We start from the raw sequence: 25244 nt of genomic DNA on the forward strand, positions 1-25244 counted from the left end.
ACCCGATACCCTGTGGGAGCGAGGCTTGCCCGCGAAGGGGCCTTCACATTCACACAACAATTGCCGGCTTTCCCGTCCATTGGCCTTTATGGCACCGTGCTCAACCCTTGTTGAGGCCAACCACTCATGGCAAACCCCTACCGCGAACTGTTCAAGGCCCCAGGCAGTCGAGCCTTCGTACTCGCCGGAATGATCGCGCGCATGCCGATTTCCATGACCGGTATCGGCCTGATCACCATGCTCGCGCAGTTGCAGGGTGGCTACGGGCTGGCCGGTGCGGTGGCCGCGACCTTTGCATTGGCCACGGCGTTTTGTGCGCCGCAGGTGTCGCGGCTGGTGGATCGTTTTGGTCAGCGGCGCATCCTGCCGGTATCCGCATTGATCGGTGGCGGGGCATTGTTGATGGTGTTGCTCTGTACCCGTTTGCAGGCACCGCACTGGACCCTGTTTGTATTCGCCGCGATTGCCGGCTGCATGCCCAGCATGTCGGCGATGGTGCGGGCGCGCTGGACCGAGTTGTATCGAGGGCAGCCGCAACTGCAAACCGCCTATGCATTGGAATCGGTGCTCGATGAGGTCTGCTTCATTGTCGGCCCGCCATTGTCGGTGGGCTTGTGCGTGGTGGCGTTCCCCGAGGCCGGGCCGTTGGCGGCATTGTTGATGCTGGCGATCGGGGTCACGGCCTTCGTGTCGCAACGCAGCACCGAGCCGCCAGTCCATCCCCATGAAGAGCATCACGCCGCTTCGATCATCCGCAGCGTAGACATCCAGTTGCTGATGCTGTTGATGGTCGCCATGGGAGTCATCGTCGGCGTGGTGGACGTGGTCAGCGTGGCCTTCGCTCAGCAACAGGGGCAGCCGGCGGCGGCGAGCATCGTGCTGTCGGTGTATGCCATCGGTTCATGTCTGGCCGGGCTGGCGTTCGGCGCGTTGCGTTCGAAGGTGCCGTTGCCGCGGCTGTTTCTGTACGGCGGGGTCGCGACAGCGGTGACGACGTTGCCGTTGCTGCTGGCGGTGAACATTCTCGGGTTGTCGCTGGCGGTGTTCGTCGCGGGTTTGTTTTTTGCACCGACATTGATTGTCGCCATGGCGCTGGTGGAGCAGATCGTGCCACCGGCCAAACTCACCGAGGGCCTGACCTGGCTGGTGACCGGGTTGAGTATTGGCGTGGCGATCGGTGCGGCGGGATCGGGGTGGATGGTGGATGCATTTGGCGCTCGGAGCGGGTTTTGGCTGGCGATCGCGGCGGGGGTGGTGGTGCTCGGATCGGCCATCCAAAGTTATCGCCACTTGAAATGATGCATTGATTAACTGTGGGAGCTAGCTAGCCTGCTAGCGATGGTGTGTCAGCTAAATGGTTGTTTACTGACACACCGCTATCGCTAGCAGGCTAGCTCCCACAGGGATAGCCGTTCGACTAAATACCTGTGGCGCTCATCCGTTCTCCTATTCAGACAACCCACAAGGAAGCTCCGGTGACCACGCTGACATTGCTCTGCCTGCCCTATTCCGGCGCGAGTGCCATGGTCTATAGCCGTTGGCGGCGCAAACTGCCGGAGTGGATCAAGCTGCAACCCGTGGAGCTGCCCGGCCGTGGCGCGCGCTATGGCGAGCCGTTGCACACCGATATGCGCCGCCTGGCGCTGCAACTGGCCCACGAACAAAAGGCCCTGCTCAAGGCGCCCTATGCCTTGTTCGGTCACAGCCTGGGCGCGTTGCTGGCCTGTGAGATGGCCCATGCCTTGCGCTCGCTCGGCGCTCCGGAACCGTTGGCCCTGTTCGCCTCGGGCACCGCTGCGCCCACCATGCGCCTGGATTACGACCGAGGTTTTGCCGAACCCAAGACCGACGTCGAACTGATCGAGCAGTTACGCACCCTCAATGGCACCCGCGAAGAAGTGCTGGCCAATGAAGAGCTGATGAGCCTGACGCTGCCGATCCTGCGGGCCGACTTCCAGTTGTGCGGGCGTTTCGAGCCTGTGCAGCGTCCGTTGCTCAAATGCCCGGTGCACGTGCTCGGCGGCACGGCCGACCGCGCCACCACCGAGCAGTTGATCGGCTGGCGCAAGGAAACCCATGGCAGCTTCTCCGTGGACATGCTCGCCGGCGGGCACTTCTTCATCCATGAGCATGAGGCCAAGGTGCTGCGGGTGATCAAGGATCAGTTGGAGGTTCATCATCGGCGGCATCGGATGGCGGCTAATGCCTGAAAATCACCGAAAACCCCTGTGGGAGCCAGCCTGCTGGCGATAGCGGAGTATCAGCCAACATCAATGTTGAATGATGAATCGCATCGCTAGCAGGCTAGCTCCCACAGGTTTTTGCACAGGTCTGTAATTGCGCGCTCCACCTCCTGCCTGATACTTATTCTCATTCGCTAATTTTTCCGGTCTGCATTCGTTCTATAGGGACGACGTGCCTTTGTGCTTCCCGCCACTGATCCGGATACCCAGAAATGAATGCTGAAGACTCCTTGAAACTTGCTCGCCGGTTTATCGGGTTGCCCCTGGAAAAGCGCCAGATGTTCCTTGCGGCCTTGCACAAGGAGGGCGTTGATTTCGCCCGGTTTCCGATTCCAGCCGGTGTCGAGGCCGAGGATCGCCAGGCGCTGTCCTACGCCCAGCAACGCATGTGGTTTCTCTGGCAACTGGACCCGCACAGCGGCGCCTACAACCTGCCCGGCGCGGTGCGCCTGACCGGTCGTCTGAACCTGCCGGCATTGGAACAGGCCTTCGCCAGCCTGGTGGCGCGTCACGAAACCCTGCGCACCGTGTTCGAGCCCCAGGCCGACGACAGCCTGCTGCAAGTGCCGGCCACCGCGCCGCTGCTGATCGATCACGTCGACTTCAGTGCCTTGCCCGTCAGCGAGCGCGAACAGGCCGTGGCCCACGCCGCCGAACAACAATCAGTACAACCCTTCGATCTCGGCACCGGCCCACTGCTGCGGATCACCTTGCTCAAGCTCGCCGAGCAGGAGCACGTCCTGCTGCTGACGCTGCATCACATCGTGTCCGATGGCTGGTCGATGAACGTGCTGATCGACGAATTCATCCGCTGCTACGACGCCTTCGATGCCGGCACGCAAGCGCAACTGGCGCCATTGCCGATTCAGTACAGCGACTACGCCCTGTGGCAGCGCCGCTGGTTGGAGGCGGGCGAGCAGGCGCGTCAACTTGATTACTGGCAGGCACAGCTGGGCGACGAACATCCGGTGCTGGAACTACCGCTCGATCATCCGCGTCCGGCCATGCCGAGCTATCGCGGCACCCGTTACGAATTTGCCGTCGACGGGCAACTGGCCGAGCAACTGCGCAGCACCGCGCAGAAGTACAACATCACCTTGTTCATGCTGCTGCTTGGCGCGTTCAACGTGCTGCTGCACCGTTACACCGGGCAGAACGACATCCGCGTCGGCGTGCCGATCGCCAACCGCAACCGCGCCGAGATCGAAGGCCTGATCGGTTTCTTCGTCAACACCCAGGTACTGCGCACGCAACTGGACGGCCAGACCCGGGTCGACGATTTGCTGCGCCGCATCAAGGAAACCGCGCTGGGCGCCCAGGCCCATCAGGACCTGCCATTCGAGCGCCTCGTCGAAGCCTTGGAACTGGAACGCAGCCTCAGCCACACACCGCTGTTCCAGGTGATGTACAACCACCAGCCGCACGTCGCTGACATCTCCACGATCAGCACCGCATCCGGCCTCGCGCTGGGGATGATCGAGTGGAAAGGGCGCACCACTCAGTTCGACCTGACCCTGGACACCTACGAGAAAGGCGGCAAGTTGCACGCCGCACTGACCTACGCCAACGACCTGTTCGACGCGGCGACCATCACGCGCATGGCGCAACACTGGACGCGTTTGCTGCAGGGCATGGTCAACGATTCGCAGCAGCGCATCAGTGATTTGCCATTGCTGGAGCAGGCGGAGTACCAACGGATCGTCCACGACTGGAACCGTGCCGATGACAGCTTTGCGCAGGATTTGTGCATTCACGAACTGATCGCCCGCCAGGTCGCTCAATCTCCGGATGCACGTGCCGTGACCTTCGCGAACACGCAGCTGACCTACGGCGAACTCGACCAGCAAGCCAATCGCCTCGCGCACAAACTGATCGAGCTCGGTGTCGCCCGGGAAGTCCGCGTAGGCGTGGCGATGCAGCGTTCCGAGCAACTGTTGGTGGCCTTGCTGGCGGTGCTCAAGGCCGGTGGCGCCTACGTGCCGCTGGACCCGGATTACCCTGCCGAGCGCGTTGCCTACATGCTTGAAGACAGCCGCGCCCTGGTGCTGCTCACCGAACAAGACGTGGCCAAGACCCTGAGCGTGACGAGCGAAACCCAAGTGCTGTTGATGGACGGGATCGCGACAGCTCTGGCTGATTATCCGAGCCACGCGCCGGTCACCGGCGTCACGCCAGAAAACCTCGCCTACGTGATCTACACCTCGGGTTCCACCGGCAAACCCAAAGGCGTGGCCATCGCCCATCGCAACGTGCTGGCGCTAATTGACTGGTCGCAATCGGTCTACAGCCGCGACGACATTCAAGGGGTATTGGCTTCGACCTCAGTGTGCTTCGACCTGTCGGTATGGGAGCTGTTTGTCACCCTGGCCAACGGTGGTTCGGTGATCATCGCCCGCAACGCCCTGGAGCTGCCGCAACTGCCGGCGCGGAATCAGGTGCGCTTGATCAACACCGTGCCGTCAGCGATCAACGCGCTGCAACGGGACGGGCAGATTCCGCCGAGCGTGCGCATCATCAACCTGGCCGGCGAGCCACTGAAGCAGAGCCTGGTGGACGCGCTCTATCAGCAGCCGACCGTCGAGCACGTCTACGACCTCTACGGCCCTTCGGAAGACACCACCTATTCGACCTGGGCCCACCGTGCAGCCGGCGACCGCGCCAACATCGGCCGCCCGCTCAAGCACACCGCCAGCTATCTGCTCGATGCCGACCTGCAACCGGTGCCCCAAGGCGTGTCCGCCGAGCTGTACCTGAGTGGCGCGGGCATCACCCGTGGTTACCAGGCGCGGCCCGGTCTCACCGCCGAGAAGTACGTCCCCAATCCGTTCTCCAGCACGGGCGAGCGCCTGTACCGCACCGGCGACCTGACCCGTTATCAGGCTGACGGCAGCCTGCAATACGTTGGCCGTATCGACCATCAGGTCAAGGTCCGTGGCTTCCGTATTGAACTGGGCGAAATCGAAGCGCGATTGATGCAGCAGGACGCTGTACGTGAGTTGGCGGTGCTGGCTCAGGACGGCGCCAGCGGTCAGCAACTGGTGGCCTACATTGTGCCGAGCGATCCGGCGCTGCTCACCGACAGCGATGGCCAGAACACGCAACGGGAAATCCTCAAGGCGGCCCTGCGTCAGCATCTGCCGGACTACATGGTCCCGGCCTTCCTGCTGTTCCTCGAACAATTGCCGCTGACCCCCAACGGCAAACTCGACCGCAAGGCGTTGCCGGCGATTGACGGCTCCTCGCAACAGCGCGAACACATCGCACCCCGCAGCCTATTGGAAAAATCCCTCGCGGCGATCTGGCAGGACGTGCTGGCCATCGACACGGTCGGCCTGGAAGACAACTTCTTCGAACTCGGCGGCGACTCCATCGTTTCGATGCAGGTGGTCAGTCGTGCGCGGCAGGCCGGGATCGTGCTCAGCCCCAAGGATCTGTTCCAGCACCAGACCATCCGCAGTCTCGCCCAGGCCGCCCGCAGTGGCGAGCAATCGCAGATCGACCAAGGCCCGGCAGTCGGTGCAGTGGCACTGGCGCCTGTGCAGCAATGGTTCTTTGAACAAGCGATCCCCGAGCGTCAGCACTGGAACCAGTCGTTGTTGCTGGTGCCGCGCGAGCCGTTGAACCTTGATCCGCTGGAACGTGCTCTGGAGCAACTGCTGACCCATCACGACAGCCTTCGCCTGCGTTATCAACAGGCTGACGCCGGCTGGCAGCAAGCCTACGCCGCGCCGACCACGGAATCGGTGTTGTGGCGCCGCGAAGCGCAATCGGTCGAAGCACTCAATCACTTGTGCGACGAAGCCCAGCGCAGCCTCGACCTGCAGAACGGTCCGTTGCTGCGCGCACTGTGGGTGCTCATGGCCGACGGCAGCGAGCGTTTGCTGCTGGTGGTTCACCACTTGGCGGTGGACGGCGTGTCCTGGCGCGTGCTGCTCGAAGACCTCCAGCAGTTCTACAACGGCGGCAGCGTGCCGGCGAAAACCAGCAGCTACCAGCGTTGGGTCGCACGTTTGCAGGATCATCTGCCCACTTTTGAACACAGCCTCGGTCACTGGCAAACGCAACTGCAAGAGGCCCCGAACGACCTGCCGTGTGAGCGCCCGAACGGTGCGCTGGAAAACCGCTACGAGCAAAAGCTTGAACTCAAACTCAACGCCGAACAGACCCGCAAACTGCTGCAACAGGCGCCTGCGGCCTATCGCACCCAGGTCAACGACCTGTTGCTGACTGCTTTGGCCCGCGCCGTTTGCCTTTGGAGCGGGGAGGGCAGCACGCTTATCCAGCTCGAAGGCCATGGCCGTGAAGACCTGTTCGATGACATTGACCTGACCCGCACGGTCGGTTGGTTCACCAGCCTGTTCCCGGTCAACCTCAAACCCTCGGCTGACCTCGGCACCTCGATCAAGTCCATCAAGGAGCAGCTGCGCGCCGTGCCGGATAAAGGCCTGGGTTTCGGCGCACTGCGCTACCTCGGTACTGCGGCAACTCGTGCTGAACTGGCGGCGTTGCCGCAACCGCGCATCACCTTCAATTACCTGGGACAGTTTGACCGTCAGTTCGATGAGGGCGCCTTGTTCACGCCTTCCACTGAAGGCAATGGCATCGCTCAGGACCCATCTGCACCGCTGGGCAATTGGCTGGTGGTGGAAGGTCAGGTGTACGGCGGCGAGTTGTCCCTGAGCTGGGGCTTCAGCCGCGAGATGTTCGACACCGCGAGCGTCCAGCGTCTGGCCGACGAATACGCCCGGCAACTCAATGCGCTGATCGAGCACTGCTGCGCGATCGAGGCACCACAAACCACGCCATCGGACTTCCCGCTGGCGCGCATCAGCCAAGGGCAACTCGACGCACTCTCACTCGCCAACCTCGAAGACCTTTACCCGCTGTCGCCAATGCAACAGGGCATGCTGTTCCACACCCTGTACGAACCGCAGGTGGGTGCCTATATCAGTCAATTGCGCCTGGACATCGGCGGCCTGGATACCACGCGTTTCGCCTTGTCCTGGCAGGCCGCTGTCGAGCGTCACGACATCCTGCGCAGCAGCTTCCACTGGCAGGGGCTTGATGTGGCGCATCAGACGATTGCCCGTCAGGTGACACTGCCGCTTGAAGTGCTTGAAGCGACTGACACCGATGCGCTGGCTGACGCCGAACGTGCGCAAGGTTTCGAGCTGGGCACCGCACCGCTGTTTCGTTTGAAGCTGGTGCGCACCGGCACTGACGCCTGGCACCTGATCTACACCAGCCATCACATCCTGATGGACGGCTGGAGCAACGCGCAGTTGCTGGCCGAAGTGATCCAGCACTACGCCACCGGGCAATCGCTGCCGGCGCCAACGGGGCAGAATCGCGATTACCTGGCGTGGTTGCAGCAGCAATCGGCTGAGGCCGGTGAGCAGTTCTGGAAGGCTTCGCTGGCTCCGCTGCAAGCACCGACCATGCTGGCCGAAGCCCTGCGCCCAACGGCCGGCGCCGAGGGCAGCGAGGAATATCGCGTGGCGCTCGACAGCCCTGCGACCCAGCGTCTGAGCGAGTTCGCCCGTCAGCAAAAAGTCACCCTCAATACCCTGTTGCAAGCGGCCTGGAGCCTGTTGCTGCAACGCTATACCGGGCAGGATTGCGTGGTGTTCGGCGCCACCGTGGCCGGTCGTTCGGCCCCGCTGCTGGGGATCGAAGAGCAGCTGGGATTGTTCATCAACACGCTGCCGCTGGTGTGCTCGATGCGCCCGGACCAGAGCGTCAGCCAGTGGCTGGGCGAGCTGCAAGGCCTGAACCTGGCCATGCGCGAGTTCGAACACGTGCCGCTGTACGACATTCAGAGCTGGGCAGGGCAGCAGGGTTCGGCGTTGTTCGACAGCCTGCTGGTGTTCGAAAACTTCCCTGTGGCCCAGGCGCTGAAGCAGGGCGCACCGGCCGGGTTGTCGTTCGGCAATCTGCACAATCATGAGCGAACCCACTATCCGCTGACCCTGGGCGTCGAGTTGGGCGAAGTCCTGAGTCTGGATTTCAGCTACGACACGGCACGGTTCAGCGCCTCGCAGGTCGCTCAATTGTCGAGCAATTTGCAGCACCTGCTGACGCAATTGGTGGCGTCGCCGGATGCGGCGCTGGGTGCATTGGAACTGCTAGATGACGACGACAAAAGCGCGGTACTCGCCATTAGCCAACCGGCTGCGGTTGAGCTTGAAACCACGCTGCTGGCCCACGAACAGATCGCCGCCCAGGCCGCTGCCACGCCAGACGCCCTGGCCTTGCAAGTCGAAGGTCAAACCCTGACCTACGGTCAGCTCAACACCCAGGCCAACCAACTGGCCCAGCGCCTGATCGACCACGGCGCCGCGCCCGGCAAACGTGTCGGTCTGGCCGTGCACCGTGGCCCGCAACTGATCGTCAGCCTGCTGGCCGTCCTCAAAACCGGCGCCGCCTACGTCCCGCTGGACCCCAAGTACCCCGCCGAACGCCTGACCTACATGATCAACGACAGCCGCCTCAACCTGCTGCTGTCCGAATCCGGCCTGCTGGAAGATCTCCCCACAGACCTGACACGCCTATATCTCAACAACACCCAATACCCTGTGGGAGCGTGGCTTGCCCGCGATGAGGCCCGCCCAGCCCCTGAAGATCTCGCATACATCATCTACACCTCCGGCTCCACCGGCCAACCCAAAGGCGTCGCCATCACCCACGGCGCCCTGCGCGAGTTCTGCCAGACCGCCGCCGGTTATTCAGTGCTGTCGCCAAAGGACCGCGTCCTGCAATTCGCCACCTTCAGTTTCGACGGCTTCGTAGAACAATGCTTCCCGGCCCTGTGCGTCGGTGCGGCACTGATCATGCGCGGCGACGATCTGTGGGACGCCGGTCGCCTCGCAACCGAAATCGTCCAGCAAGGCGTCACCGTGGCCGACTTGCCTGCCGCCTACTGGTTCCTGCTGGCCCGCGAAAGCGCCAGCGGTGTCGTGCAAAACCTTGGCAACCTGCGTCAGGTACACGTTGGCGGCGAAGCCATGTCGGTGGAAGGCCTGCGCCTGTGGCATCAAGCCGGCTTGAGCCACGTGCGCCTGCTCAACACCTACGGCCCAACGGAAGCGACGGTGGTGTCCAGTGTGCATGAGTGCCATCTGGACGACGCCAGCGACGCGTTCGGCATCCCGATCGGTCGCGCCATCGCCGGCCGTGCCCTGTACGTGCTGGACGCCGCAGGCCAGCTGATGCCGGCCGAAGGCGTGGGCGAGTTGTGCATTGGCGCGCCGGCCTGTCTGGCCCAGAGTTACTACGACCGCCCGGCGCTGACCGCCGAACGCTTCCTGCCAGACCCCTTCGCCCGCGAACCGGGCGCCCGTCTGTACCGCAGCGGTGACCTGGCACGCTACAACGCCAATGGCGATCTGGAGTACGCCGGGCGTATCGACCATCAAGTGAAAATTCGCGGTTTCCGCATCGAAATGGGCGAGATCGAAGCCTGTCTGCAAGCCCGGGACGAGGTGCGCGAAGCTGCCGTCATCGCTCAGGACGGCACGCAACTGGTGGCGTATATCGTCGCCAGTGGCGCTGTAGCCAGCGATGCGGATTATCTGCAAGGGCTCAAGGCTGTCCTGCACAAATCGCTGCCCGGCTACATGGTGCCAAGTCATCTGGTCCTGCTGGACAAGCTGCCGCTCAACAACAACGGCAAACTCGACCGCAAGGCCTTGCCACGGGCCGAAGCGGCGGCGGCACAACGGACCTTTGTGGCGCCTGCGCCAGGGCTGGAAACCCAACTGGCGCAGGTCTGGCAGCACGTGCTGCAAGTCGAGCAAGTGGGCCGCGACGACAACTTCTTCGAGCTGGGCGGCCATTCGTTGCTGGTGCTGCAAGTGATCTCCCGCGCCCGTCAGCAATTGCACATCGAACTGTCAGTCAGCAGCCTGTTTTCGGCGGCCAGTCTGGCGGAATTTGCCGAGCGTGCCGCCCGCGCCAGCCTCAGCAGCCAACCACCATTGCAACCTGCGCTGGCGGATCTGCCAAAAGTGCTGTCCTACGCCCAGCAACGCCAGTGGATTCTCTGGCAGCTCGACCCACAAAGCAGCGCCTACAACATCCCGGCCGCTTTGCGCCTCAAGGGCGCGTTGAACCGCGAAGCACTGCGTCAGGCCTTCGAGCAGTTGCAGGCCCGCCACGAAACCCTGCGCACCACCTTCCAACAGGACGGTCAGCAGGCACGGCCAGTGATCCACGCCGAACTGCCGCTGCAATTCACCCAACGTTCTATCGATGAGTCGGCCATCGACAGCGCCGTGGCCGAGGAAATCGCCCAACCGTTCGACCTGCGCAACGGCCCGCTGTGGCGCGCCGTGCTGCTGCAAGTCGGCACCGACGACCATGTATTGGTACTCACCGTGCACCACATCGCCGCCGATGGCTGGTCGATGCAGGTGATGGTCGACGAGTTCAGCGCCCTGTATCAGGCCGCTGCCACCGGTGCTGCCGCGAACCTGAGCGCATTGCCGGTGGCCTACAGCGACTACGCCTGCTGGCAGCGCGACTGGCTGGAAGCCGGTGAGGGCCCACGGCAGCTGAGCTGGTGGCGCGAGCAGTTGCAAGGCAGTCAGGCACTGTTGGAATTGCCGAGCGAACTGAGCCGTCCGGCCCGTCGCAGCGGACGTGGTGCCAACCTGACGCTGAACGTCGATCAAGTGTTGCTGGCCGGTCTGCGAGCGTGCGCGCAAGAACAACAAGTGACTTTGTTCATGCTGTTGCTGGCGAGCTTCCAGACCTTGCTGCATCGTCAAAGCGGACAACCCGGCATCAGTGTCGGCGTGCCGAGCGCCGGACGTTCGCGTCTGGAAACCGAAGGCCTGATCGGCTTCTTCATCAACACCCAGGTGCTGCGCGCCGAGATTGATGGGCAACAGCCATTCAGCGCGTTGCTGCAACAGGTCAAACAAACCGCGTTGAACGCACAGGCCCATCAGGACCTGCCGTTCGAGCAGTTGGTCGAAGCCTTGCAGCCGGACCGCAGCCTCAATCACAGCCCACTGTTCCAGGTGCTCTACAACCACCAACAGCCACTGGGCGCCAGCGTCGAGCGCACGGTTGCCGACTTGCAGGTCGAGCGCCTGCACTGGCAACAGCACACCGCGCAATTCGACTTGGTGCTCGATACCCAGGAGCAGGGCGACACACTCGACGCCAGCCTCAGCTACGCCAGCGATCTGTACGACGACGGCTCGATGCAGCGCCTCGCCGAACAATGGCTGAACCTGCTGCGCGCGGTGGTCGCCGATCCACAACAACGGGTCGCCGAACTGCCGTTGCTGCAAGCGCCGCAATACCCTGAGCTGATCCAGCACTGGAACCCGGCGTTCCAGGCGCAACCCGCGTCGCCGACCTTGCACCAGCTGTTCGAAGCCCAGGCTGCGCAACGGCCGACCGCCATCGCCCTGAGCTACGACGGCGAGCACCTGAGCTACGCCGCGCTCAATGCCCAGGCCAACCGCCTGGCGCGCAAGCTGCGCGAGCAGGGCGCGGGCCCGGAAGTTCGCGTGGGCATCGCCACAGAGCGGGCGATGCCGCTGGTGGTCGGCTTGCTGGCGATTCTCAAGGCTGGTGGCGCCTATGTCCCGCTGGACCCGCAATACCCGGCCGAACGCCTGAACTACATGATCGAGGACAGCGGCATCGCCCTGTTGTTGACCCAGGATCACTTGCTCGACGGCCTGCCTGCCCGCGACGGCGTACAGGTGTTGGACCTGACGTCGCTGCAACTGGATGGCTACGCCAGCGACAACCTGGCGCCACTGTCGACCCCGGACAATCTGGCGTACGTGATCTACACCTCCGGTTCTACCGGGCGGCCAAAGGGCGCGTTGCTCAGCCATGGCAACGTCGGGCGCTTGCTGCGCGCTACTGCCGCCGAGTTCAACTTCGGCGCGGACGATGTCTGGACCCTGTTCCACTCCTACGCGTTCGATTTTTCGGTGTGGGAGCTGTTCGGTTCGCTGTGCACCGGCGGGCGCCTGGTGATCGTGCCGTATGACATCAGCCGCGAGCCGCAGGCGTTCCACCGCTTGCTGTGCGATGAAGGCGTGACCGTACTGAACCAGACGCCGAGCGCCTTCCGTCAGCTGTTGCCGATTGCCTGCGCCAGCCCGCAACACCTCGCACTGCGTCAGGTGATTTTCGGTGGCGAAGCGCTGGAAGTGGCGAGCCTGCGTCCATGGTTCGAACGCTTCGGCGACCAGCAGCCAACCCTGGTGAACATGTACGGCATCACCGAAACCACCGTGCACGTGACCTATCGCGCCATTCGCCTGGCCGACCTCGATGGCAAGGCGCAAAGCCCGATCGGCCTGCCGATCCGCGACCTGCGCTGGTACTTGCTCGACAGCCAGTTGCAACCGGTGCCAGTGGGTGTGGCGGGCGAGTTGTACATCGCTGGCGCAGGGCTCGCGCGGGGTTATCACGGGCGTTTTAGCCTGACCGCCGAGCGCTTTGTGCCGAGCCCGTTCGACCCGTCGCAACGCCTGTATCGCAGCGGTGATCTGGCGCGCCAACGCGGCGACGGCTGCATCGATTACCTGGGGCGCATCGACCAGCAAGTGAAAATCCGTGGCTTCCGTATCGAGCTGGGTGAAATCGAAGCGGCGCTGCTGGCGCAACCGGGAGTACGTCAGGCGGTGTTGAGCGTGCTTGCCGGCGACGGCGGGCCGCAGCTCTGCGCTTATGTGGTGGTTGAGCAAACCCCGAGCGACCCGATCAGCTGGCGCGACAACCTGCGCGCCGCGCTCAAGGTCGACCTGCCGGACTACATGGTGCCCAGCCATTGGCTGCTGCTTGATGACTTGCCGCTGACCAGCAACGGCAAGCTCGACCGCAAGGCCTTGCCGCTGCCGGACGCCGAAGACTGGCAACGACCGTTCGAAGCGCCAGAAGGCGAACTGGAACAGCAATTGGCGGCGATCTGGGCCGACGTGCTGGGCGTGGCCCGGATTGGCCGTCGCGACAGCTTCTTTGAATTGGGCGGGCACTCGCTGCTCGCCGCCCAGGCCAGCGCCCGTGTGGAACTGGAACTGGGCATCGATCTGCCGCTGCGCGCGCTGTTCGAAAGCAACGACCTTCAGGCTTATGCCGCCATGGCCGGGCAACAAGCCCCGACTGACAACGATGCACGTCTGGATGCGCTTGAGTCGCTTCTGGACGAGATGGAGATCAACTGATGGAACACACCACCGCCATGCGTATCGCCACCCGCTTTGCCGGCCTGCCTGCCGACAAGCGCCGCGAGTTTCTGACCAAGATGCAAGAGCAGGGTGTGAGTTTCGGCCAGTTGCCGATTCCGCCTGCCACCGAACCCCAGGCGACGTTTGAGCTGTCCTACGCGCAGCAGCGCCAATGGTTCCTCTGGCAGCTCGATCCGCAGGGCAGCGCCTACAACATTCCCGCCGCCCTGCGTTTGCACGGGCCGTTGAATGTCGCGGCGCTGCAACAGAGTTTTGACGCGCTGCTGGAGCGGCATCAAAGCCTGCGCAGCCGTTTCGTCGAGGACGACGGCCAAGTGATGCAAACCCTGGCGTCGTTCACTTCGCTGGCCCTCGAACAACACGATTTGCGCGACGAACCGCAGCCGTTTGAATCGGCACTGAAAAAAGTCGAAGCGCAAATCGCCCGGCCATTCGATCTGCAACACGGCCCGTTGCTGCGTGTCAGCCTGTTGCAACTGGATGCCGAGGACCACGTGCTGGTGCTGACCCTGCACCACATCGTCACCGATGGCTGGTCGATGGGCGTGCTGGTCGAAGAATTTTCCCGCCTGTATGCCGCCCATTGCCAAGGCCAAGGCCAACGCCAACGCGCGGAGCTTGAAGCACTGCCGATCCAGTATTCGGACTACGCCGCCTGGCAGAAGCGCTGGATGGAAGCGGGGGAGCTGGAGTGTCAACTGAACTGGTGGCGTGAAAAACTTGGCAGCGAACAGCCGCTGCTGGAACTGCCGACCGATCGCCCGCGTCCGGCGCAACCAAGCCAGCGTGGTGCGCGTCTGGATTTCGCCCTCGACGCCCAGCTGTCCAGCGGCTTGATAGCCCTGGCCAAACAGCGTGGCGTCACCCCGTTCATGTTGTTGCTGGCAAGCTTCCAGGCCTTGCTCTATCGCTACAGCGGTCAGTCCGACCTGCGCGTCGGCGTGCCCATCGGCAATCGCAATCGTGACGAAACCCGTGGCCTGATCGGCTTCTTCGTCAACACCCAGGTCCTGCGCGCCGAACTCGACGGGCGTCTGCCATTCAGCCAGTTGCTGGAGCAGACCCGTGCGGGTTCCCTGGACGCCCAGGATTATCAGGACTTGCCGTTCGAGCGTCTGGTGCAGGCGCTGCAAGGCGAGCGCAGCCTGAGCCACAGCCCGTTGTTCCAGGTGATGTTCAACCATCAGCAAGCCCGCCCCGCAGCGGTCAGCGGTTTGCTCGCCGGCCTGCGTGTCGAAGCGCTGAACGCCACCGCGCCCACCACCCAGTTCGACCTGCAACTGGATACCCAGGAAGAGGGCGATAAGCTGTTCGCCAGCCTGACCTACGCCACCGACCTGTTCGATACCGAGCGTATCGAACACCTGGCTCGGCATTGGCGCAACCTGCTGGCCGGCATCCTGGCCAACCCGCAAACACCGCTGGCCGAGTTGCCGCTGCTGGATGCTGACGAGCGCCTGCGCATCCTCGACGACCTCAACGACACGGCGCAACGCTATCCCGGCGAAGTCTGCGTACAGCGGCATTTCGAAGCGCGGGTGATTGAAAACCCGCAGGCGACGGCGCTGGTGTTCAAGGGGTCGGAGACTGCCGAGGCCTTGAGCTACGCCGAACTGAACCTGCGCGCCAACCGCCTGGCCCATCATCTGCGTACCCAGGGCGTTGGCCCGGAAGTGATCGTCGGCATTGCCTGCGACCGCTCGTTCGAAATGGTTGTCGGCCTGTTGGCGATTCTCAAGGCCGGTGGCGCCTATGTGCCGCTGGACCCGGAATACCCGCTGGATCGCCTGAGCTACATGATCGAAGACAGCGGCATTTCGCTGCTGCTGACCCAACAACACTTGCTGGCGCAACTGCCGACGCCGGACAACATCCGCACCCTTTGCCTGCAAGGGGATGCCGAGTGGCTGAGCGACCTGCCGTGCACTGATCTGCCCAACGTGGCTGTCGCGGAAAACCTCGCCTACATGATCTACACCTCCGGTTCCACCGGCAAACCCAAGGGCGCGGGCAACCGTCATGTGGCGCTGCACAACCGTATCGAGTGGATGCAGGAGGCTTACAGCCTGCAACCTGCGGACCGCGTGCTGCAAAAAACGCCGTTCAGTTTCGACGTGTCGGTGTGGGAGTTTTTCTGGCCGCTGATGAAAGGCGCAACGCTGGTGATCGCCGCACCGGGTGAGCATCGCGATCCACAACGCCTGGCGGCACTGATCGTCGAACAGTCGATCACCACGCTGCACTTCGTGCCGTCGATGCTCTCGGCGTTCATCGGTGCCGACGAAGCGCTGGCCTGCACCACACTGACCCGCATCATTTGCAGCGGTGAAGCGCTGCCGATGGAGCTGCAACGCCAGACCCTGCGCAGCCTGCCGCAAGCCAACCTGTACAACCTCTATGGCCCGACCGAAGCGGCCATCGACGTGACCCACTGGACCTGTGTGGAAGAAGGCCGCGACAGCGTGCCGATTGGTCGCCCGATCGCCAACCTGCGCACCTGCATCCTCGACAGCGAACTGCAACCCTTGCCGCTGGGTGCGGTGGGTGAGTTGTATCTGGGCGGTGTCGGCCTGGCTCGTGGTTATCACCGTCGTGGCGCGCTGACCGCCGAGCGTTTTGTGGTCGACCCGTTCGGCAGCGGCGAGCGTTTGTACCGCACCGGTGACCTGGCGCGTTATCGCGCCGACGGCGCCATCGACTACTGCGGACGCATCGACCATCAGGTGAAAATTCGCGGCCTGCGCATCGAACTGGGGGAAATCGAAGCGCGCCTGCAAGAACATGCCGACATACAGGAAGCCGTTGTGTTGGCCCTCGACAGCCCGAGCGGCAAGCAACTGGTGGCCTACATCGTGCCGCAGGATCGCGCGCTGCTGGCGGCCGATGCCGAGCACCAGGGCGCCTGGCGCGAATCCCTGAAAAGCCATTTGCTAGGCAGTCTTCCGGATTACATGGTGCCGGCGCAGACGGTGCTGATCGAGCAGATGCCGTTGAGCCCCAATGGCAAGCTCGACCGCAAACGTCTGCCGGCATCAACCGCGCTAGTGAGCCAGCGCGCTTTCGAAGCGCCACGCAGCGAGCATGAGCAGGTGCTGGCGCAGATCTGGCAGGACGTGTTGGGCGTGGAGCAGGTTGGGCGTCAGGACAACTTCTTTGAACTGGGCGGCGACTCGATCATTTCGATCCAGGTGGTCAGCCGCGCCCGCCGTGCCGGCCTTAGCCTGCAACCGCGGGATCTGTTTCAGCAACAAACCCTGCAAGCCCTGGCCGCCGTGGTCAGAGAGCAAGCTGCGCCTTTGGCGCAACAAGGTCCGGTGGACGGCGTGCAGAAGCTCACGCCGATCCAGCGTTGGTTCTTCGAAGAGCCGATCCCGCAGCGCGCCCACTGGAACCAGGAGGTATTACTGACACCCCGCGAAACCCTTGAATTGCCGCGTCTGCAAGGCGCCTTGCAACGGGTGCTCAAACAGCACGATGCCTTGCGCTTGCGCTTCAGTCAGGTCGATGGCCAATGGTCGGCGCGTTATGTCGGTGCCGACAGTGCCGACGTGATCGACATGCTCTGGACGGCCCGGGTCGCCAGCGATGCATCGCTGGAATCGGTGTGCGACGAAGCCCAGCGCAGCCTCAGCCTGCAAGACGGCCCGTTGCTGCGGGTGGCGCTGATCGCCCAGGCCGATGGTTCGCAGCGCTTGCTGTTGGTGATCCACCACTTGGCGGTGGACGGTGTTTCATGGCGCGTGCTGCTGGAAGATTTGCAGGCTGCCTATCAGGGTGAAGAGCTGCCGCCGAAGACCAGTTCGTTTCAGGCCTGGGCCGACAAACTCGATGCCTACGCTCGTTCTGAAGCTGCCACCAATGAACTGCACAGGTGGCAGGCTCAACTGGCCGGTGCCAGCGATGTGTTGCCCGCCGCCAATCCACAAGCCAGTCAGGCCGGGCACCTGCGTCAAGGCGTGAGCATCGGTCTGGACCGCGAGCAGACCCGTCAACTGCTGCAACAGGCCCCGGCGATCTACCGAACTCAGGTCAACGACCTGCTGCTGACCGCACTGGCCCGCACCCTCAGCCGCTGGACCGGTAGCGAGTCGGCACTGATCCAGCTTGAAGGCCATGGTCGCGAAGAGCTGTTCGACGACATCGACCTGACCCGCACCGTCGGCTGGTTCTCCAGTCTGTTCCCGGTGTGCTTGACGCCGACCGCCGACCTGGGCGGATCGATCAAGGCGATCAAACAACAACTGCGCGAAATCCCCGGCAAAGGCCTGGGCTACGGCCTGTTGCGCTACATGGGTGATGCAACGGCGCAAGCCGCGCTGGCCGCGTTGCCTCAGGCGCGGGTCACCTTCAACTACCTCGGCCAGTTCGACCAAAGCTTTGCCGAGGACGCGTTGTTCACCCCGGCCAAGGAATCCAGCGGCGCCGCGCAATCGGCGGATGCACCGTTGCCTAACTGGCTGTCGGTGGACGGCCAGGTGTATGGCGGCGAACTGAAACTCGACTGGACCTTCAGTCGCGAATGCTTCGATCTGCGTGAGATTGAAAAACTGGCGAGTGATTTCCGCGCCGAACTGTTGGCGCTGATCGACCATTGCCTGAGCGATGGCGCGGGCGGCGTGACCCCGGCGGACTTCCCGCTGGCGCGACTGACTCAGGCACAACTCGATGGCTTGCCGGTGCCGCCAGCGCAGATCGATGACCTGTATCCACTCTCGCCGATGCAGGCTGGCTTGCTGTTCCACAGCCTCTACGAATCCGCTGCCGGCGCCTATGTGAACCAGCTCAGCGTCGAAGCCCGTGGCCTCGACGCCGACCGCCTGGGCCGTGCGTGGCAAGCGGTACTCGACAGCCACGCCATCCTGCGCAGCAGCTTCCACTTCCCTGAAGGCTTCGAGGCGCCGGTGCAGTTGGTGCATCGTCATCTGCAACTGCCGATGACCTGCCTTGACTGGCGCGGTCGCGACGATCAGGCCCAAGCGCTGGCGCAACTGATCGACAGCGAACGCCTGCAACTGGACTCGACCCGTGCGCCATTGATGCGCCTGACGTTGGTGCGCCTGGATGACGAGCGTCAGCAACTGATCTACACCCACCATCACCTGTTGCTCGACGGCTGGAGCAATTCGCTGTTGCTCAGTGAAGTTTTGCAGCGTTACGCCGGGCAGGATGTGCCGGCAACCACCGGGCGTTTTGCCGACTACATCGGCTGGCTGCAACGCCAGGATGCCCAGGCGGATGAGCTGTTCTGGCGCGGGCAACTGGCGAGTCTCGATAACCCGACGTTGCTGGCCCAGAGCCTGGGCAACGGCAAACAGCAGTCGGACGCGGAGTTTGCCGACCACCGCCAGGCCTTCGACGTGGCCACCAGCCAGCGTTTCAGCGAGTTCGCCCGTCAGCACAAAGTCACCCTCAACACCCTGGTGCAAGGCGCATGGGCCTTGCTGTTGCAGCGTTACAGCGGCCAGCGCAGCGTGGCGTTCGGCGCCACGGTGGCGGGGCGTCCGGTGGACCTGCCGGGGGCGGAAAGCCAGCTGGGCCTGTTCATCAACACCTTGCCGGTGATCAGTAGTCCGGACGCGCTGGAAAGCGTCGAGCAGTGGCTTGGGCGTTTGCAGGCGCAAAACCTTGAATTGCGTGAGCACGAATTCACCGCGCTGGGCGACATCCAGCGCTGGGCCGGACGGGCCGGCGAGCCTTTGTTCGACAGCCTGTTGGTGTTCGAAAACTTCCCGGTGGCCGAAGCGCTGCAACAGGGCGCGCCAGCGGGCCTGAGTTTCTCCATCCCGCAGAACCACGAACGCACCAACTTCCCGCTGACCATTGCCGCCACTGCGGAAAGCCAGCTGAGCCTGAATTGGAGCTACCAGTGCAGCCACTTCAGCGGCGATGCCATTGCGCGCATGAGCGAGCATCTGGCCGCGCTGCTGGCGGCGATGGTTGCCGCGCCTCAGGCTGCCTTGAGTGAACTGGACCTGCTGACCGCGCCGGAGCGCCAACAGCAACTGGTGGAATGGAACCCGGCGTTCACCGTCGAGCAAAACCCGCTGTGTGTACATCAACTGATCGAAGCCCAGGCCGACATTCGTCCACAGGCCACGGCGCTGATCTTCAACGAGGTGGAACTGAGCTTCGACCAGCTCAACCGCCGCGCCAACCAGTTGGCCCATCGCCTGCGCGAGCTGCGCATCGGCCCGGAAGTACGGGTCGGCCTGGCGATGCAGCGTTCGCCGGAAATGATCGTCGGCCTGCTGGCGATCCTCAAGGCCGGTGGCGCCTATGTGCCGCTGGACCCGGCGTACCCGGCTGAACGCCTGAGTTATCTGATGGCGGACAGCGGCATTTCGCTGTTGATCAGCCAATCCTGGCTGCGGGAAAAGCTGCCGCTGCCGGTCGGTCTTTCGGTATTGGAAATCGACCGCGAACCGCTGGCGGCCATGGCTGAAACCAACCCGGTCAACCTGGCCTGCGGCGAAAACCTCGCCTATCTGATCTACACCTCAGGCTCCACCGGCCGGCCAAAAGGCGTCAGCGTGGCCCACGGTCCGCTGGCCATGCATTGCCTGTCCATCGGCGAGCTGTACGGCATGACCCCGGACGATCGCGAACTGCAATTTGCCTCAATCAGCTTCGACGGCGCCCACGAACGCTGGCTGACACCGCTGGTGTTCGGCTCGGCAGTGATGCCCCGCGACGACGAGTTGTGGAGCGTGGAGCGCACCTGCGCCGAGATCGAAAAGCACGGCATCACCATCGCCTGCTTCACCCCGACTTACCTGGGGCAGATCGCCGATTTCATGGGCGAAGCCGGGCGCGACCTGCCGATCCGTTCCTATACGCCATGCGGTGAAGGTATGGCCAAGCATGCGTTCGACGAGGTGCAGCAGATCCTGCAACCCAAGCGCCTGATCAACGGTTACGGCCCGACCGAAACGGTGATCACGCCGCTGATCTGGCTGGCCTATCCGGACACCGAGTTCGACTCGGCCTTCATGCCGATCGGCCGGCCGGTGGGCAATCGCAGTGCCTACATTCTCGACGGCGGTTTGCAACCGTTGCCCGTAGGCGTGGCGGGCGAGTTGTACCTGGGCGGCGAGGGCGTTGCCCGTGGTTACCATCAACGTCCGGACCTGACTGCCGAACGATTCGTGCCGGACCCATTCGTGCCGGGCGCACGGCTGTATCGCAGTGGCGACCTGGCGCGGTTCCGTGCCGATGGCGTGGTGGAATATTTGGGCCGTATCGATCAGCAAGTGAAGATTCGCGGTTTCCGTATCGAGCTGGGTGAAATCGAAGCGTGCCTGCTGGAACATGACGGCGTACGCGAAGCCTTCGTGATCGACCGCGAAGGTCCGACCAGTCGACAACTTGTCGGCTACGTGGTGCCCCGCGATCCGCAGACGAATGAGCAGGACCTGCGTGACGCACTGACCGCACACCTGCGCAGCCGCCTGCCGGCGCACATGATGCCGGCGCACCTGATGTGCCTGACCGCATTGCCGCTAACGCCAAACGGCAAGCTGGATCGACAAGGGCTGCCGGCGCCGGAAGCGACTCGCCAGACGCAGGATCAGGTGGCCGCCGCAACGCCTGCCGAAGTGCTGTTGGTGGACATCTGGAAAGACCTGCTGGGCCTGGATTCGGTCGGCGTGACCGAGAACTTCTTCGAACTGGGTGGCGATTCGATCATCTCCCTGCAAGCGGTCAGCCGCGCCGGGCAGCGCGGGCTGATGTTCAGTCCCAAGCAACTGTTCGAGCAGCAGACCATTCGCGCATTGGTGGCGGTGGCCAGCAGTCGTGAAGCTGCCTTGATTGAAGTGCCGAAAGTCGAGGCTTTTGCGCTGGTGCCTCACATCGACGTAGCTGCGCGAGAAGGTCTGCAAGACCTGTATCCGCTGTCGCCGATGCAGCAGGGCATGTTGTTCCACTGCCTCGACTCGCCGGAGCTCAACCCTTACGTCAACCAGTTGAGCGTCGAGGTCGACGGCTTGCAGGTGCCGCGTTTCCACGCGGCATGGCAGGCGTTGATCGAGCGTCACGAAGTGCTGCGCGCAGCGTTCCGCTGGCGCGATGGCCTGGCCGATCCGCTGCAGGCGGTGTTCGCCGAAGTCGAGTTGCCGATCGAAGAACTTGACTGGCGCGAGCGCACAGACACCGAACAGGCGCTGCGTAAACTGGCCGAGGCCGAACAGGCCAAAGGCTTCGATTTGAGCTGCCCGCCGTTGATGCGTTTCGTCCTGGTCCGCCTGAGTGAAGAGCGTCACCAGATGATCTGGGTCTACCATCACCTGCTGCTCGACGGCTGGAGTGCTTCGCGCCTGCTGGGCGAAATGCTGCGCCTGTATCACCATGACAGCCTGCCAGCGCTGACCGGCCGCTATGCCGACTACATCGCCTGGCTGCAACGTCAGGACGCCGCCCAGGCCGAAGGTTTCTGGCGCGAGCGCCTGGCATTGCTGGAAGCACCGACCATTCTGGCCAAGGCTTCAGGTGCCGCCGGCTCCGGCCATGGCGTGATGTACAGCGACCTCGACGCCGAGGCCACGGGCAAGCTTCAGCGTTTTGCCAAGGCCCAGCGCGTGACCTTGAACACGCTGGTGCAAGGTGCCTGGTTGTTGCTGCTGCAACGCCACAGTGGCCAGCGCAGCGTGGCGTTCGGCGCCACGGTGGCGGGGCGCCCGACAGCGCTGGCCGGAGCCCAGGAAATGCTCGGCCTGTTCATCAACACCTTGCCGGTGATCCAGACCCTCGACCCGCAACAACCGTTGGGCGAGTGGCTGCGTGAGTTGCAGGCCTACAACCTCAGCGTGCGCGACTACGAGCACACGCCGCTGTCCGACATCCAGCGCTGGGCCGGGCAGGGTGGCCAGGGCCTGTTCGACAGCATCATCGTGTTCGAAAACCATCCGGTAGACCGCGCCCTCAAAGGCGGCGAAGAAGGCGAGCTGCGCTTTGCCGATGTCGGCAGCGGCGGCGTGACCAACTTCCCGATGGACTTGATGGTCAGTGCCAACGACGAAGGGCTGGAGGTTGAGTATTTGTATCTGCGTGATCGCTTCAGTGAAGTGGAAGTGGAGCGCATTCGTGCGCAGTTGGAAGGTTTGCTGCGTGCATTGCCAGAGGATGCGGACGTTGTTCTGGGCAACATCGGTTTGCCGCAGGGGCGGTTGAGTCTGCCGCAGGCGTCTGTTGATTCTTCTGATTTGCTGCATAGCTTCAATCAGCACGTTAGTAATCAGCCGGAAAAAGTCGCACTGTTCTGCGAGGATCGGGAGGTCAGCTACGCCGATCTCGACGCACAGGCCAACGGTCTGGCCCGGCAACTGATCGCTCGCGGTATCGGTGCGGAAAGCATGGTGGCGGTGGCGCTACCGCGTTCGGAACGCACCATCGTAGCGTTCCTGGCGGTGTTGAAAGCGGGTGCCGCGTATCTGCCGCTGGACCTGGCTTACCCGGCCGAGCGACTGGCGTACATGCTCAGCGATTCGGCGGCGAGCCTGCTGATTTGCGACAGCGATCTGGATGAGCGCCTGACCTTGGCTGACAGTCCGCCGCGTCTGTTATTCGATCAGTTGAGCGTTGCCGGCAGCAGCGATTGCCCGGTGGTTGATCCATTGCCGGGGCATCTCGCCTATCTGATCTACACCTCCGGTTCCACCGGCCAACCCAAAGGCGTGGCCGTGGCCCGTGGACCGATTGCCCGGCATTGCCGCGGCATCATCGACCTGTATGAACTGGCACCCCACAGCCGCGAATTGCACTTCATGTCGTTCGCCTTCGACGGCGCCCAGGAGCGTTGGCTTAGCGTGATGCTGGCCGGTGGCAGCCTGGTGATCCGCGAAGACAGCCTGTGGACGCCGGAGCAGACCCTGGAAATCTTGCATCGCCATAGCGTCACCGTGGCCTGCTTCCCACCGGCGTACTTGCAACAGATGGCCGAAGTCGCCGAGCGCCTGGGCAAGCCGCCAGCGGTGCAGGTGTACTGCTTTGGTGGTGATGCGGTGCCGGACGCCAGCTTCGAACAGGTCAAGCGCGCTTTGCGGCCGCAGCGTTTGGTCAACGGCTACGGGCCGACAGAAACCGTGGTCACGCCGCTGCTGTGGCGGGCCGAGGCCAGCGAAAGTTGCGAGGCGGCCTACGCACCGATTGGCCGTGGTGTGGCGGGGCGTGGTTTGTACATCCTCGACGCCGATCTCAACCCGTTGCCGGTGGGTGTCAGCGGCGAGCTGTACCTGGGCGGCGAATGCCTGGCGCGGGGTTATCACCAGCGTCCGGGCCTGAGCGCCGAGCGTTTCATTCCCGATCCGTTCGAAGCCGGTGGCCGGATGTACCGCACTGGCGATCTGGTGCGCCAGCGTGAGTGTGGGTTGGTCGACTACCTCGGTCGCCTTGACCAGCAAGTGAAAATCCGTGGTTTCCGCATCGAACTGGGCGAGATCGAAGCGCGTCTGCGTGACTGCGCCTGGGTGCAGGATGCCGCCGTGGTGGTCCACGACACGCCGACCGGCAAGCAGCTGGTTGGCTACGTTGTCGGTAACGGCGCTGCCGGGCTGGATCGTCGCCTGAAGGCCGAACTGCAAGCGCAACTGCCGGACTACATGGTGCCGGCGCGCATCCTGGTGCTGGAGCGTTTCCCGCTGTCGGCCAACGGCAAGCTCGACCGCCGTGCACTGCCGCAGCCGCAATGGGCGCTTGGTGGTTATCGCGCACCGCGTAACGCCCTGGAGACGGCGCTGACCACGATCTGGCAAGAAGTGCTCGGCGTACCTCAAGTGGGCATCGACGACAATTTCTTCGAACTGGGCGGCGACTCGTTGCAGGTGCTCAAGGTCATCTCGCGGGTGCGCAGCCAGCCGGAGTTGGGCTTCGAATTGAAGCTGCGGGACTTGATGCAGAAACCGTGCATCGCGGAACTCAGTGGTTATCAGGCTGCCGAGTCTTCGAGCGCGCCTGACCCGTTGCTGGCGTTGAATGGGCGGGTGGCGAACGTGCCGGCGTTGTTCTGCCTGCACGCCGGTTTCGGCACGGTGTTCGACTACGAGCCACTGGCCCGTCGCCTGGAAGGTCGGCGCACGGTGTATGGCCTGCAATGCCGGATGCTGCTCGATCCGCAATGGCAGGACGAGTCGCTGGTGGCGATGGCCCAGGCTTATACGCAGCGAATTCGCGCGCAGCAGCCACAAGGTCCGTATTACTTGCTGGGCTGGTCGCTGGGTGGCGCGCTGACGCAACTGGTCGCCCATGAACTGGAAAGCCAGGGGCAGGTAGTGGCGTTCGCCGGACTGGTCGACAGCTACGTGGCGGGCACGGCGGAGGCGGGGGACTGGCGAGAAGATTTGGCCGACTTCCTGAAGTTTGTCCTCGGCCAACCGTCTGAAGAAGCAGAGACGCTGATTGCCTTGAAAGCTGCCGGCCTGAACGAGCGTGAAGGTGCCGCGGCAGTGATCGAAGCGGCCATGCACGGTGGCAATGGCCACGCTGCATTGGGCGCGAGTGAACTGACGCAGATCTTCGCCACCGGCTCATCCCTCAAGCAACTGGCCCAGGCCCAGCGGCGATTGCCGAAGGTCCAGGTCACGGCACATCGCTGGTGGGTGGCCGGGCGCGAGGACGAGCGCCGGGTGTTCGAGGCGCAGGTTGGGCAGCACGGGGTGGATCGCCTGTTGAAGGGCGGGCACTACGAGTTGCTGCGTGGGGATGAGTTGCTCAATCAGCTCGAAGTTTTGCTTGAACTCAGCCCAGCTATCGCCTGAAAACGCAGCCCCGACATGATCGTTCCCACGCT

General features: G+C 63.5%; 4 protein-coding genes. All 4 read left to right on the forward strand.

Features of this window, described 5'->3' with window-relative positions:
- Positions 1 to 126: 126 nt before the first annotated feature.
- The 4 genes from ACRESJ_RS16340 to ACRESJ_RS16355 all read left to right on the forward strand — a co-directional run bounded on the left by ACRESJ_RS16340 (position 127) and on the right by ACRESJ_RS16355 (position 25212).
- Positions 127 to 1299 (forward strand): MFS transporter, encoded by a 1173-nt coding sequence (locus ACRESJ_RS16340; RefSeq protein WP_431758826.1) that lies wholly within the window; start codon positions 127 to 129, stop codon positions 1297 to 1299.
- A gap of 176 nt (positions 1300 to 1475) precedes the next feature.
- Positions 1476 to 2210: a thioesterase II family protein gene (locus ACRESJ_RS16345; RefSeq protein ID WP_431758827.1), complete on the forward strand. Its 735-nt coding sequence runs from the start codon at positions 1476 to 1478 to the stop codon at positions 2208 to 2210.
- A 245-nt stretch (positions 2211 to 2455) separates the two neighbouring features.
- Positions 2456 to 13438: an amino acid adenylation domain-containing protein gene (locus tag ACRESJ_RS16350; RefSeq protein ID WP_431758828.1), complete on the forward strand. Its 10983-nt coding sequence runs from the start codon at positions 2456 to 2458 to the stop codon at positions 13436 to 13438.
- Positions 13438 to 25212 carry an amino acid adenylation domain-containing protein gene (locus ACRESJ_RS16355; RefSeq protein ID WP_431758829.1) on the forward strand — a complete coding sequence of 3925 codons (11775 nt, stop codon included), beginning with the start codon at positions 13438 to 13440 and terminating at the stop codon, positions 25210 to 25212. The genes ACRESJ_RS16350 and ACRESJ_RS16355 overlap by 1 nt, the downstream gene beginning before the upstream one ends.
- Positions 25213 to 25244: the final 32 nt, after the last annotated feature.

It is taken from the genome of Pseudomonas sp. (assembly GCF_050739655.1).
GTDB lineage: Bacteria > Pseudomonadota > Gammaproteobacteria > Pseudomonadales > Pseudomonadaceae > Aquipseudomonas.

Bases quoted from the DNA above. Each gene is read 5' to 3' on its own strand.
- ACRESJ_RS16340 (WP_431758826.1), top strand. From the start codon at position 127: ATGGCAAACCCCTACCGCGAACTGTTCAAGGCCCCAGGCAGTCGAGCC.
- ACRESJ_RS16355 (WP_431758829.1), top strand. From the start codon at position 13,438: ATGGAACACACCACCGCCATGCGTATCGCCACCCGCTTTGCCGGCCTG.
- ACRESJ_RS16350 (WP_431758828.1), top strand. From the start codon at position 2,456: ATGAATGCTGAAGACTCCTTGAAACTTGCTCGCCGGTTTATCGGGTTG.